This window comes from Bifidobacterium apri (assembly GCF_009299485.1).
GTDB lineage: Bacteria > Actinomycetota > Actinomycetes > Actinomycetales > Bifidobacteriaceae > Bifidobacterium > Bifidobacterium apri.
Genome location: NZ_WBSO01000012.1, coordinates 49,767 through 62,633 on the forward strand (window position 1 = coordinate 49,767; position 12,867 = coordinate 62,633).

Here is a 12,867-nt window from a genome sequence, read left to right on the forward strand (position 1 = left end):
AGCCCACCCAGTCACCCAGTCACCCGGTCAGCCCACCCAGTCACCCGGTCAGCCGGTCAGCCACCCTGCCGGCCGCGCCAACGTCTATAGCATCTGCCGACGACCATAGACGCCTGAAATGCCCTGAGCATGTCGAATAGTGAAATTTGCCCGTACCGTGGCGTAGAATGATGTCGTTAACGATAACCAGTGTGGCAAACAGCACTGAAGAATGAACAATTGCGGCGCGGCGTGGTACATACATGCCGCGCCGCGATGTTTTGCACCATTACGGCATCGGTACCGGCACACCCAGCACACCGCCGGCACCATACGGCAACCCCCATGCCCGTCAGAGCCGTAGCGCGGAACGCCGCAAATCCGCAGAGGAAAGGAGCGACATGCCTGGTTCGAACCTCACACGAGAAGAAGCACAGGAACGCAAAGCCATCGTCACAGCGCCCATCCATTACGCGATCGACCTTGATCTGACCCAAGGAGCGGAAAACTTCGGCTCCACCACGACTGTCACGTTCGGAGCCGATCCGGGCGACAGCACCTTCCTTGACCTCATCGCCGATGAAGTCACCGCCATCACGCTCAACGGCAAGAGCCTTGACCCGGCATCCGTCTACCGGGACAGCAGAATCCAACTGACAGGACTGCTGGAGCACAACGAAGTCACCGTCGAAGCACGTTGCCGCTATTCACACACCGGCGAGGGGCTGCACCGCAGCGTCGATCCTTCCGACGGCAACGTCTACCTGTATACGCAATTCGAGGTTCCGGACGCCCGACGTGTCTACGCGGTTTTCGACCAGCCCGACCTTAAGGCGATTTTCGACTTCCGTGTACTTGCTCCGGAAAGCTGGATCGTCACATCGAATATGCCGGTGATGTCCACGGAAAACGTGGACCGGATCACCGCAGCGGGCACGCTTGGGGATCATCCTGCGGAGCATTCGCGCACGTGGGTGTTCGAACCGACTCCGGTGATGAGCTCCTATCTGACCGCGATTTGCGCCGGCCCGTATGCGCAGTGGCACACCGAATACGCGAACGAGGACGGACGCACCGTGCCGATGGCGCTGTACTGCCGCCAGGCGCTCAAGGATGCGCTCGACAAGGATGCCGATTACCTGTTCGACATCACCAAGAAGGGTTTCGCCTTCTATGCCAAGACGTGGGGCGTGCCGTATCCGTACGCGAAGTACGACCAGATTTTCGTACCGGAATACAATGCCGGCGCCATGGAGAACATCGGCATGGTCACCATCCGCGACCAGTACGTGTTCGAATCCAAGGTGACTGACGCATACGCCGAGCGTCGCGTCGTCACCGTGCTGCACGAGCTCGCCCACATGTGGTTCGGCGACTATGTGACCATGAAATGGTGGAATGACTTGTGGCTCAACGAATCCTTCGCCGAATTCATGTCCACGCTCGCCACCGCCGAAGCGACCGAATGGCATGACGCCTGGGCGACCTTCAGCTCCGGCGAGAAAAGCTGGGGCCAGGCGCAAGACCAATTGCCGACCACCCATCCAATCGTCGCCCCGATCAACGATCTCAACGACACGTACGTGAACTTCGACGGCATCACCTATGCGAAGGGCGCCTCCGTCCTCAAGCAGCTTGTCGCCTATGTCGGCCGCGACAAGTTCTTCGAAGGCATCAACCACTATCTCAACAAGCACGCGTACGGCAACGCGACCCTCGCCGACCTGCTGGCCGAATTGGAACAGACCTCCGGGCGCGACCTCAAGGCATGGAGCAAGCAATGGCTCGAAGCCGCGGGCATCAACACCATCAGCGCGCATGTCGACGAGAACACCGACGGCACCATCGCCGCACTTACGCTCAATCAAAGCGCATCCGCCGAGCATCCCGTGCTGCGGCCGCACCGCCTCGCTGTCGGTTTCTACAACGAGAACGCCGACGGGCAGATCGTGCGCACCGACCGGTTCGAACTCGACGTGACCGGCGACCACACCGTCGTCGAGGAGGCTGCCGGCAAACAGCGCCCCGCGTTCATTCTGGTCAACGACGATGACCTGACCTACACCAAGCTGCGGTTCGACGCGCAATCCCTCGAATTCGCGGCGAAGAACCTGTACCGTTTCGCCGATCCGCTCGCACGGTCCGTGGTGTGGCTGTCCCTGTGGGATATGACCCGCGACGGCGAATTCCCCGCCGAACGTTTCATCGCCGCGAGCCTTGACGCATTGGCGACCGAACACGAGTCCACCACGTTCAGGTATGCGCTCGCCCAGGTCTCCACTGCCGCCCACCATTATGTCGCTCCCGCTCGCAGCGCCGAGGTGGCGGAAAACACCGCCGAACGGCTTTGGAAGCTTGCCGGCCAAGCGAAGGCGGGTTCCGACGAGCAGTTCCAGCTGGTGGGTGCCTACCTCACGTATGGTGTGGAAGGCGATGAACGCTTCCGCTCCAACGCCCAAGGCCTGCTGGACGGTAGCGTCAAGCTCGAAGGGCTGGACATCGACAACAACATGCGCTGGACGATCCTCAAGGCGCTCGCCGCCGTGAACGCCGTCACCAACGCGGATATCGATGAGGAGCTCGCCAAGCGCGATACGACCGAGAACCGTGAATTCGCTTATGGTGCGCGCGCCAGCCGTGCGACGACGAAGGCGAAGGCTTGGGCGTGGGATCAGGCGTTGCACAACGGTGATTTGACCAATATGCAGCTGGAGGCTGTTGCCGCCGGCTTTGCGTCCACCCCGCGCGAGGATTTGGCCGAACCGTATGCGGCCGAGTACTTCAACCAAGTGGATTGGGTGTGGAAGAACAAAACATTCCACATGGCTGAAGCGCTGCTCGAAGGCTTGTACCCTTCGTATGCGAATCCCGCGGAGCTGGTCCGCCTGGGCGACCAGTGGCTCGACGAGCATGAGGATGCGCCGCGCGCTTTGCGCCGCATCATCATCGAGAACGTCGAGTCTTCCCGTCGTGTGCTCAAGGTGCGCGCGTACAACGAGGCGCTGTGACCTTCTGACACAGACACCCTGAGGGCCGGCCGGCTGCCGTTTTGGTGTCAGCCGGCCCGCAGACGTTTAATTCGATACATATAGCATATATGCTATAGTGCTGATATGGACACCATTGACGCATTGAAGGCCCGCCGTCTTCAAGCGGGGTTGAGCCAGCAAGCGGTGGCGTCACGGATGGGCACCACGCAATCGGCATTATCGCGCGCGGAACACGGCGGCAATCCGACTCAGGATTTCCTGCAACGGTATGACGATGCCCTGTCCTGCCTCACGGCGAAGTCAGGTATCGCACTCAATTCTGGTATTTCGGAGAAATCCGGTCTCACGGAGAAATCCAGCAGTAGCGTAGATATCGCGACGGTGAAGCTGATCGCTGGTGCTATCGCAAAGAAATACGGTCTTGCGCAAGTGTATCTTTACGGTTCATTCGCTCGCGGCGAGGCGGATGACGATTCCGATATCGACTTGCTGTATGTCTCGCGGGAAGCAAGCCGATTCGGCATGGACGACCTTGCGCGATTGAAGGGTGAACTGGAACGGTCGTTTGGTAGGGAAGTCTCGCTGACCTCGCTTGTCTCGCTGCGTCGGCACGCGCAGCGCAGTCGTGCAAGCAGGCGATTCTACGAGCATATTCAGCGCGATATGGTTCGGGTGGTGTGATGCAACGACGACATACCGACCAGAGATTCAGGGATGATACGAATCTCATCCGTCTCGCGGAGCATCTGGCCCGCGCAAGCCGTGATGCCAGCGCGGTTTCTTCGGCTCAGGAGCTGGAAACGGATTACATGAGGTTCAATTCGGTTGCCATGGATATGGTTCAGGCGCAGGAGGCTGCGCGGAAGCTATCCGACGAGTTTCTCGAAGAAGTCCCGCAGCTGCCGTGGCACGAACTGCGGGGATTGCGCAATGCCATCGTCCACGAATACGACGAAATCGATCCTGACGCTCTGTATGTATCCGCCACGGTGGATGTTCCACGGCTGCTTGCCCAATTGCAACCGTATCTTGATGCCATCGAGGATTGAGCACGGGGTCGGCGTGGATTCCCGCAGACATGCGAGTGGCGGGCCATCCAACCGTTGCGATGGAATGACCCGCCACTTACGTTATGAACAATCACCACGGGCGAATCCGTCGAATCCGCATGGTAATCACCGGTACCGCTTACTTCGCGAGCGCCGCCTTGAGGGATTCCTCGAAGATCTCCAGACCGCGCTTGGTTTGCTCATCGGTCATGACGAGCGGAGCCAGGAAGCGGATGACATTGCTGTCAGTACCTGCGGACTCCATGAGCAGGCCGCGCTGCAAGGCTTCTTGGATGAGGTTGGCGACCAGCTCGGTTGCCGGTTCCTTGGTCTCGCGGTCTTTGACGAATTCCACGCCGATCATCGCGCCGAGGCCACGGATATCTCCGATGACGTCGTACTTCTCGGCGAGCGCCTTGAAACCTGCGGTCACCTGCTCGCCGATGTGACGGGCCTTCGCGGGGAAGTCCTCTTCCTTGTAGATCTTCATGGCGGCGATGCCGGAAGCGCAGGACAGCGGGTTGCCGCAGAAGGTGCCGCCGATGGTGCCGGCAGGAGCGGCGTCCATGACTTCGTCGCGGCCGGTGATTGCGGAGATCGGCATGCCGCCGGCGAGCGACTTCGCGGTGGTCACGATATCCGGCGCGGCACCGGCTTCAGCCCAGTATTCGGAGGCGAAGTACTTGCCCGTACGGCAGTTGCCGCACTGGACTTCATCGGCGATGAGCAGGATGCCGTTCTCGTCGCAGATCTTGCGCACGGCCTTGACCCATTCGATCGGGGCGGGGATGAAGCCGCCTTCGCCTTGCAGCGGCTCGACGAGCAGGCAGGCGACTTCATTGGCCGGAATGCCTTGGTCGAACACCTTCTTCAGGCCGTCGACATAGTACGCGATGGCCTCCGCTTCGGAGTAGCCCTTCGGCGCACGGTACAGGTAGGGGTATGGAGCGCGGGCGATTTCCGCCGGGAACGGGCCCATGCCACGGGAGTAGGCCTTCTTCGCGGTGAGGGCCATGGTCAGGTTGGTGCGGCCGTGGAATGCGCCGGAGAAGCAGATCACGCCCTGACGACCGGTGTAGGATTTGGCGATCTTGATGGCGTTCTCATCGCATTCAGCGCCGGAATTGGCGAAATAGGTCTTCTTGTGTTCGCCGCGACACGGAATCGTCTCATTGAGGCCTTCCGCCAGCTCTACATAGCCTTCATGCCCGATGACATTGAAAATCGTGTGGAAGTATTTGGTGGCCTGATCCTGCACAGCTTTGACGAGCTCCGGGCGGGAATAGCCGATGTTCAGCACGCCGACGCCGCCGACCCAGTCAAGGAACTTGTTGCCGTCGATGTCTTCGAACATGGCGCCTTCGCCGCGCTTGATGCAGATCGGATAGGTCGAAGAGCACAGTCCGGCGGGGACGTTCTCGTCGCGCTTCTTGAGGAACTCCTGGGTCTTGGGGCCCGGAACGCTTTCAGTGACAATCTGGGGCATATCTTCAGCCAATGTCATCGCGGTATCTCCTTGACTATGTTTTTCGCAATAACGGTGGCGGAACGCTGTGGATTTCGTCGCCGTTTTTCCTGACATGGAAATGTTTAACACCCGCGTATTGCTCTGCTTTTGACATTTTGAAACGGGGTCGTTTCTTTGCCGAAACAGGAGTGTTTTCCTTGTAACATTCGCGTCGTACGAATCGCAGGCGGCTGTTGCGGGGGATGTGCCTGATGTTGTGAAATCCGCTTGATTTCGTGGTTTTGCAGTGCTGTGATACTGCCTTCGCAGGCAGCGGCAATGGGCGTGTGGATGCCGATCCGCGTGGGGATCGGACCAGGTGCGAGCCGACGAGGCTGTCCGCATATTGGACATTTCAGCGAGATGACGGTAATGGCAGTTCGAACCCGTAACAGCTGCGCTCGAAGCCATACTGTTCATAGAACCGGTGCGCGGCAGACCGCGGCAGACCGGAGTCAAGCGTCATCGCCCGGCATCCGCGCCGCCTCGCCAGCTCGACCGCATGGTCGAGCATCATCGTGCCATAGCCTTTGCCCCGTTCGCGCTCATCCACAATCAGACTGGACACATAACATGTCAGCCCGCACATCCAGAAGGTCTCGAAATAATCGCCATGGCACATGCCCACATAACGTCCCTCGTCGTCAAGCAGGAAAAACGCGAAACTCGCGTCATCGGCAAGCACCCGCTCATACACGTCGCGCGTAGGCCCATCCTCATACGTGTTGTAATCCCACAACGCGCGGATGAAACGCAACGCTTCAGGGAAGTCATCGGATTCGGCATCCTTCAACATCATCGGTAGTCCTTCGTCTTGAACCGTTCACCATACGACAAGACGGCGGCCGCCGTACCATGGACGCGTTCGCATCCACATACGACAGCCGTCGCCTGCCTCCACCGTTTACAACGCTTTGCGATAGAGCTCGGAGATATCCTCCGCGCCGATTTCGGTACGCGTGTTGGCGATATTAGCCGGGGAAACCTTCATGGCGTTCTCCGTAAGCCACGGGATGTCCGATTCGCTGATGCCCAATTCGCTGAGCGTCACGTCGAGTCCGATCTTGCGTTCGAAACCGCGGATTTTCTCGGCGCAATCCTCGGCGGTATACCCGCCCATCAATCGTGCCAGCCTGCCGAACTTGAATCGGTCGCCCTGCCACGTGGCATCCACCACGGTCGGGGCGAGCGCCGCAAGTCCCTTGCCATGCGTCACATTCTTCAAACCGGAAACCGGGTGTTCCATGGCGTGCGTCAGCGTGATGCCAGCCGTGCCGATCACAAGACCACCGATGGTGGCTGCCTGGGACATGCGTTCCCAATCCTTGAGCGTGCCTGTTCCGGCGACGAGCCGCGGCAGGCTGTCAAGAATAAGCGGCAGCGCGTAGAGTGCGAGCGCATCGGTGAACGGTTGAGCGTTCTTGGCGGTATATGCCTCGAAGCAGTGGCAGAAGGCGTCGAAACCAACGGCGGCAAGCTGCTGCTTGGGCATGGTCATCATAGCCTCGGGGTCCACGATCGAGCGTTTAGCCATGATTGCCGGGCACCGCAGCGACTTCTTGTCGCCGTTCTCCGGATTCGTCAACACGGCGAACCCGTTGGCTTCGGAACCGGAACCGCAGGTGGTGGGGATGAGCACGAGCGGCAGCGCCACATCGCTGGACTTGCGCCCGTAGATGTAATCGTTGATATCGCCGTCGTTCTTCGCCATGAACGCGATGCCCTTGGCGCAATCCATCACCGAGCCGCCGCCCAGGCCGACAATCATGTCGTAACCGCCGTCCTTCGCGATGCGTGCGCCCTCTTCGACTGTTGTCGTCAGCGGGTTCGCCGATGCCTTGTCGAACAAGCCGGTGGTGATTCCCGCAGCCGTGAGCGAATTGTTGACTTTGTCGTACACGCCGGTTTTCTTGGCGCTGGTATGGCCGGTGACGACCAGCGCCTTGGAGCCGAGCGGCTTGGCGAGTTCGCCGGTCTGTGCCAGCGTGCCCGCGCCGAAGGTGAGATTCACCGGTGCGTAGTAGCTGAACGTGCGTGCCGTAGGCTGGTCGGCGGTTGTGGCGGCGGCCGTGACCGCGGATACTGCGGCGGTGACCTCCGCTTGACCGATTGTGGCGACTTTGGCCGGTGCGGTGGTTGCGGTGGTTTCGGCGGCTTCGCCGGCGGCGATGGAGGCTGCGGCGGAACGCTCGCGGGCGTAATCCTTGTCGAGTTCGTCGTTGGCGACTTCAACCAAGGTGCCGAATTTCTTGCCATAGCGTGCCTTGCACACGAAGTAGAAGACCACGCCGAGCAGCGCCCAGCCGCCGACGAACGCCCATTCGGTGGGGACGAGGGCCGCCGCGCTGCCGGGGATGCAGTACATGATGACCATGAACGCCGACATGGCGATGGCCATGAAGCCTACGAACTTGTAATGCTTGACCTTGTACGGGCGCGGCATGTCCGGTGCCTTCTTACGCAGGATCACGAAGGAGATCGCGACCATGCAGTAGGCGACGCAGCATGCGAGGTTGCCGGCGTCCACGATCCATACGAGCATTTTGCGTCCGAGCAGTGGCGCCAGGCAGCTGAGCAGGCCGATCAAGCCGATGGCCACCCATGGGGTCTTGTACTTGGAATGCAGCTTGCCGAATACAGGCGGAATCATGTAGGACACGGCCATGGAGTACATGGCGCGGCTTCCGCCGATCATGAAGGAGTTCCATGAGGTCACCACGCCGCACAAGCCGCCGACGATCAGCACTTTGGCCATGATGTCGGTGCGGAAGGCGCGTGCCATGGCGTCAGCGGTGACTAGGCCGCTGCCGGAGCTTTCCGATTGCGCGATGGCCTCGGGGCTGAGCACATATCCGACGGCGAAGATGATGAGCACATAGAACGCGACGGCGAGAAGAATCGACAGCAGCAGCATTTTCGCGATTTTCTTGAGCGGCACGTTGATTTCCTCCGCCGCCTGCGGAATCACGTCGAAACCGATGAAGTAGAACGGGGTCATCATCGCGACACGCAGAATATTGCCGAACACGCTCGCGGTGTTGCCGCCGACAAACGCCTGCCCTTCAAGGTTGGATGGGTTGCCGCTGATCACGGAACCGGCGATCAGCAGAATACCCGCACCGCCGATCACGCAGGTGAGAACGGTCTGTACGATGGCTGCGGTTTTCGCGCCGCGGACGTTGATATAGGTGATGAACACGGCCATGATGATGGCCACGGCGAGCCAGGACGCGTAGATGTCGAATCCTGCGACCGTGTACAGATACCCTTGCAGGAAGCTTGGGAACAGATAGGTGATGATCGTCGGCATGGCGCACGCTTCGAAGCATACGACGCTGACATAGCCGAGGATGATGGCCCATGTGCATACAAAGGATCCGGTCGGCCCCATGGCGCGGTAGCTGAAGACGTGCTCGCCGCCGCAGTCTGGCATGGCAGGTGTCAGTTCGGCGTAGGTCAGGCCGATGAAGAAGATCATCACGCCGCCCAGCACGAAGCCGAGCATGGCGCCGATGACGCCGCCGCGGTCGATCCAGTCGCCGCTGGAGACGACCCACGCCCAACCGATCATGGCGCCGAAGGCGATGACGAGGATATCCCAGACGTTGAAAACCTTATCGAATTCCGATGATTTCTTGTCAGTCATTTGGTTCACTTCCTCTCGTCACTCGCCCAGCATTTCGACGAGCGTCAGCAGGTATTTCGCGGTTTTGTCCCATCCGAGCAGGCTGGTGTCGAGCAGCAGGTCGCGCTGGCTGCGGTCGCCGCGGTGGGTGCCGGTGATGTACTTGTGCCGCGAATGGTTGAGTTCATCGTTGTATTCGACGATTTCCTTGGCTTTTTTGGCGTCCACGTGGTCTTGTTCCATGATGGATTCGATGCGCACGTCCTTCGGTGCGTACAGGAACACGTCGAGCACATCGTCGCGGTCGCGTAGCAGGTAGTTGGCGGAACGGCCGATGATGACGCATGATGATTTTTCGGCGAGGTCGTTGATGACCTCGGATTGGGTGAAGATGACGCGGTTGCTCAGATTCGCGTAGCGCGGGCCGAGGGATGTTTCGAAGGCATACTGGACGTTCGTTTTCTGATCGGCCTGCTCGACGAGACCACGGCTGACACCCAGTTGGTTGACGACCTTGTCGACCAGGTCGCGGTCGTAGTATTCGATGCCTAGTGCGTCGGCGAGCATTTTGCCGATTTGCGGGCCGCCGGCGCCGTATTCGCAGCCGATGGTGATGATGAAGTGGTCCGGGTTGAATTTCATCGTGCCATCTCCTTGATGCCCTTGATATCTGTGGCGTGCTTGAGGCCATAGATATCGGAAGTCTTGGCTGTATAGCCGAGGTGTGGGTCACAGGCACGGCAATCGTCCCGCGCCATGGTCCAGGTGTCTGCGAATCTCATGCGATCCTCTTTCGTGATGCAATCGCGCGTCGGGATGCGTTTCGGCGGCTGTCTGACGTGGGCGGCGCGATGGGTCGCATGCGTCTTGCCGATGCCGTCAGTCAGGCCGATGTCATCTCCTTGGTCGGGTGCGCGCGTGGGATGTGCTCAGATCTCGTGTGCCCGCGACAATCTTGTGGATCGGTGGAGGACCTGTGAAACCTGTTCTTTTGTTATAAAAGTGGAAGGTTTCGTGTGTTTCCCGTCATTCATGCGCCGATTACGCGTGCGGAACACGGATGTAACAATCGGTGTGAGCATGAGCCGGATGTGTTGTCTTGACACGTGTTGTAGGGGTGCGGGGTACGCGCCGGGAGGTGTGGAACGTGTGCAGGGGACGTTCCACATGCTGGACATGGACGGTTGATTTGTGAACATTCCGGGTGGTAACGGCGCGGTGTATTTGTCCAAGGAGACCAGTCGCTGTCATGGACATTTCCCCGTTGCGCTCAGGGCTTGTTCGCCATTGCTTTGGTCATGGTCAAGAAGCAAGAAGCGCATGGTCTCATCGCCCCGGGCATCTCAAGTTACGTTGTGAGCGCCGGCGATGGCTGGTATGCCTCCCATCGTGCCCCCATCGTGCCCCTAAACATCCGGACTGTTTGCACCCCCGCCAGGCAAGCAGTGTTGGCCGGCACAGCACGTTTCGCATCGGGACAGATCCGCTGTGCGGGGACGCGGGCGGACGCAACCGCTTCGCAACGATGGCTCGGATTGCGAGGGAACCGTGCGAAACCGCGCTGACCGCGGAATTGGGAGCACTGGTAGGTACGATGGAAAGCAGCATATTCATGTCAAAGAAGCGAGGACTACTACCATGCCGAAAATGTTCGGAACCGATGGTGTGCGCGGGCTGGCGAACAAGGATCTCACCGCCCGGTTGGCGTTGGACCTGGGCGACGCCGCCGTTCGTGTACTCGGTCAGGCCGATGCACCGAGAAGCGAGGACGACCATGACGTGCATTCCGAGGGGCGGCGCCGCGCGTTGGTGGGGCGCGACACCCGTGTTTCCGGCGACTTTCTGTCGTCTGCGTTGTCGGCGGGTATGAGCGCCGGCGGCTTCGACGTCATCGATGTCGGCATCATTCCGACCCCGGGCATCGCGTTCCTCACCTCCGTGCTCAACGTTGAGATGGGCGCGGTGATATCCGCATCCCACAACCCGATGCCTGACAACGGCATCAAATTCTTCGCCCGCGGCGGTTTCAAACTGCCTGACAGCAAGGAAGACGAGATCGAAGCGGTACTCGGCAAGGATTGGGACCGCCCGACCGGAGCCGGCGTGGGGCGTGTCAGCCACGACACGGTGACCGCCACGAACCTGTACATTGACCATCTGGTCTCCACCATCGCCCCGGTCGTCGGACCGGAGAAAACCCAGCCGAAGCCGCTCGCCGGTCTGCGTCTGGTCGCTGATTGCGCCAACGGCGCCACATCCGTCGTCGCCCCGGAGGCATTGCGTCGCGCCGGCGCCGAAGTCATCGTGATCAACGCGTCCCCGGACGGCTACAATATCAACGATCACGCGGGGTCCACCCATCCTGAGCAGCTGCAGGCCATGGTCAAGGCCACCGGCAGCGCGATGGGCGTGGCCTTCGACGGTGACGCGGACCGTTGCCTCGCCGTGGACGAGGACGGCACCATGGTCAACGGTGATCAGATCATGGGCATCCTCGCGCGCGCCAAGAAGCGTGAAGGCAAACTCAACCACGATACGCTCGTGGTGACGGTGATGAGCAATCTCGGTTTGAAACTCGCCCTCAAGGACATGGGCATCAAAACCGTCCAGACCAACGTCGGCGACCGGTATGTGCTCGAAGAGATGCTGCGCGGCGACTATTCGCTGGGCGGCGAGCAGTCCGGCCACGTGATCAACCGCGAGTTCGCCACAACCGGCGACGGCACGCTGACGGCACTGACCCTGTGCAATGAAGTCGTCAAGACCGGCAAGAGCCTCAAACAGCTTGCCGCCGACTTCCCGCAGCTGCCGCAGCAGCTGGTCAACGTCAAATGCGCCAACAAGCAGGCGGTCACAACGAATGCCGCCGTGCAGAAGGCAGTGGAACAGGAAACCGCATTGCTCGGGGAGACCGGCCGAGTGCTGCTGCGGCCGAGCGGCACCGAACCGCTGGTGCGCGTGATGGCTGAAGCCGCCACCCAGCAGCAGGCGGACGAGGTGTGCGACCGTTTGGCGAAGGTCGTCGCAGAGGAGCTGGCATGACCATGTTCACACGAGGTTCGAGTATTGATTTGGGGCTGAACCGTGCCGTCGAGAGCCTGCTCAGGTCCGGCGACAGTGAAGGCATTCTCCCGATCGTCCAAGTGGGTGAACCGGTGCTGCGTCAGCCGACGCGACGGTACAACGGGCAACTGAGCAAGAACACCCTCACCAAGCTCATCCAGGCGATGCGCACCACCATGCTCGAAGCGCCGGGTGTTGGCCTTGCCGCCCCGCAAATCGGGCTTGGCATTGCGCTTGCTGTAGTCGAGGATCATATTCGCGATGACCAGGATGATCCGCGTGAGATTTCCGAATTCCCGTTCCATGCGATCATCAATCCGTCTTATCAGCCGATCGGCACGGAAACGCGCAGCTTCTACGAGGGTTGCCTGAGCTTTGACGGCTATCAGGCGGTGCGCAAGCGTTGGCGCAATATCACCGCCCGCTGGCAGGATGTGGACGGCACGTGGCATGAGGAGCAGTTGCACGGCTGGCCAGCTCGCATTTTCCAGCATGAGACCGATCATCTCAGCGGCGAGCTGTATATCGACCGGGCGCAGATCCGGTCGCTGGCCACTGAAGAGAACGTTGAGGACTACTGGTGCGATGACCCGGTTCCGATCGCCGCGGCGAGGGAACTCGGATTCAAGCTCAGCTGAGTGAGGCAGCAGGCTC

Annotated in this window: 10 protein-coding genes; 5 read left to right on the forward strand and 5 right to left on the reverse strand. The window is 60.3% G+C overall.

Annotated features, from left to right (window positions below):
• Positions 1 to 380: 380 nt before the first annotated feature.
• The 3 genes from pepN to DSM100238_RS07240 all read left to right on the forward strand — a co-directional run bounded on the left by pepN (position 381) and on the right by DSM100238_RS07240 (position 4,018).
• On the forward strand, positions 381 to 2,987 hold the full coding sequence (gene pepN, locus DSM100238_RS07230; RefSeq protein ID WP_152356001.1) for an aminopeptidase N: 2,607 nt from the start codon (positions 381 to 383) through the stop codon (positions 2,985 to 2,987).
• 105 nt (positions 2,988 to 3,092) lie between these two features.
• The gene (locus tag DSM100238_RS07235; RefSeq protein ID WP_152356002.1) at positions 3,093 to 3,650 is read left to right on the forward strand and encodes a helix-turn-helix domain-containing protein; all 558 of its coding nucleotides are present in this window, start codon (positions 3,093 to 3,095) and stop codon (positions 3,648 to 3,650) included.
• Positions 3,650 to 4,018 (forward strand): HepT-like ribonuclease domain-containing protein, encoded by a 369-nt coding sequence (locus DSM100238_RS07240; RefSeq protein ID WP_152356003.1) that lies wholly within the window; start codon positions 3,650 to 3,652, stop codon positions 4,016 to 4,018. Before DSM100238_RS07235 ends, DSM100238_RS07240 begins: the two co-directional genes overlap by 1 nt.
• 139 nt (positions 4,019 to 4,157) lie before the next feature.
• Here DSM100238_RS07240 and DSM100238_RS07245 read toward each other — a convergent pair whose 3' ends face one another.
• The 5 genes from DSM100238_RS07245 to DSM100238_RS09365 form a co-directional block, all read right to left on the reverse strand.
• Positions 4,158 to 5,522 carry an aspartate aminotransferase family protein gene (locus DSM100238_RS07245; protein WP_152356004.1) on the reverse strand — a complete coding sequence of 455 codons (1,365 nt, stop codon included), beginning with the start codon at positions 5,520 to 5,522 and terminating at the stop codon, positions 4,158 to 4,160.
• Positions 5,523 to 5,880: 358 nt separating this feature from the next.
• Positions 5,881 to 6,324: a GNAT family N-acetyltransferase gene (locus tag DSM100238_RS07250; protein ID WP_152356005.1), complete on the reverse strand. Its 444-nt coding sequence runs from the start codon at positions 6,322 to 6,324 to the stop codon at positions 5,881 to 5,883.
• Between the two features lie 105 nt (positions 6,325 to 6,429).
• Positions 6,430 to 9,171: a bifunctional amino acid transporter/iron-containing alcohol dehydrogenase gene (locus DSM100238_RS09635; RefSeq protein ID WP_152356006.1), complete on the reverse strand. Its 2,742-nt coding sequence runs from the start codon at positions 9,169 to 9,171 to the stop codon at positions 6,430 to 6,432.
• Positions 9,172 to 9,189: 18 nt separating this feature from the next.
• The gene (locus DSM100238_RS07260) at positions 9,190 to 9,792 is read right to left on the reverse strand and encodes a cytidylate kinase-like family protein (protein WP_152356007.1); all 603 of its coding nucleotides are present in this window, start codon (positions 9,790 to 9,792) and stop codon (positions 9,190 to 9,192) included.
• Positions 9,789 to 9,932 (reverse strand): hypothetical protein, encoded by a 144-nt coding sequence (locus DSM100238_RS09365; RefSeq protein ID WP_167511102.1) that lies wholly within the window; start codon positions 9,930 to 9,932, stop codon positions 9,789 to 9,791. The genes DSM100238_RS07260 and DSM100238_RS09365 overlap by 4 nt, the downstream gene beginning before the upstream one ends.
• Positions 9,933 to 10,788: 856 nt before the next feature.
• Between DSM100238_RS09365 and glmM the strand changes: the two genes are divergently transcribed.
• Together glmM and DSM100238_RS07270 are read left to right on the forward strand one after the other, a co-directional pair.
• Positions 10,789 to 12,192: a phosphoglucosamine mutase gene (gene glmM / locus DSM100238_RS07265; protein WP_152356008.1), complete on the forward strand. Its 1,404-nt coding sequence runs from the start codon at positions 10,789 to 10,791 to the stop codon at positions 12,190 to 12,192.
• 2 nt (positions 12,193 to 12,194) lie between these two features.
• The gene (locus DSM100238_RS07270) at positions 12,195 to 12,851 is read left to right on the forward strand and encodes a peptide deformylase (protein ID WP_152356026.1); all 657 of its coding nucleotides are present in this window, start codon (positions 12,195 to 12,197) and stop codon (positions 12,849 to 12,851) included.
• The last annotated feature ends 16 nt before the right edge of the window (positions 12,852 to 12,867 follow it).

Coding starts and splice junctions, on each gene's coding strand:
- pepN (WP_152356001.1), top strand. CDS start 381: ATGCCTGGTTCGAACCTCACACGAGAAGAAGCACAGGAACGCAAAGCC.
- DSM100238_RS07235 (WP_152356002.1), top strand. CDS start 3,093: ATGGACACCATTGACGCATTGAAGGCCCGCCGTCTTCAAGCGGGGTTG.
- DSM100238_RS07240 (WP_152356003.1), top strand. CDS start 3,650: ATGCAACGACGACATACCGACCAGAGATTCAGGGATGATACGAATCTC.
- DSM100238_RS07245 (WP_152356004.1), bottom strand. CDS start 5,522: ATGACATTGGCTGAAGATATGCCCCAGATTGTCACTGAAAGCGTTCCG.
- DSM100238_RS07250 (WP_152356005.1), bottom strand. CDS start 6,324: ATGATGTTGAAGGATGCCGAATCCGATGACTTCCCTGAAGCGTTGCGT.
- DSM100238_RS09635 (WP_152356006.1), bottom strand. CDS start 9,171: ATGACTGACAAGAAATCATCGGAATTCGATAAGGTTTTCAACGTCTGG.
- DSM100238_RS07260 (WP_152356007.1), bottom strand. CDS start 9,792: ATGAAATTCAACCCGGACCACTTCATCATCACCATCGGCTGCGAATAC.
- DSM100238_RS09365 (WP_167511102.1), bottom strand. CDS start 9,932: ATGAGATTCGCAGACACCTGGACCATGGCGCGGGACGATTGCCGTGCC.
- glmM (WP_152356008.1), top strand. CDS start 10,789: ATGCCGAAAATGTTCGGAACCGATGGTGTGCGCGGGCTGGCGAACAAG.
- DSM100238_RS07270 (WP_152356026.1), top strand. CDS start 12,195: ATGTTCACACGAGGTTCGAGTATTGATTTGGGGCTGAACCGTGCCGTC.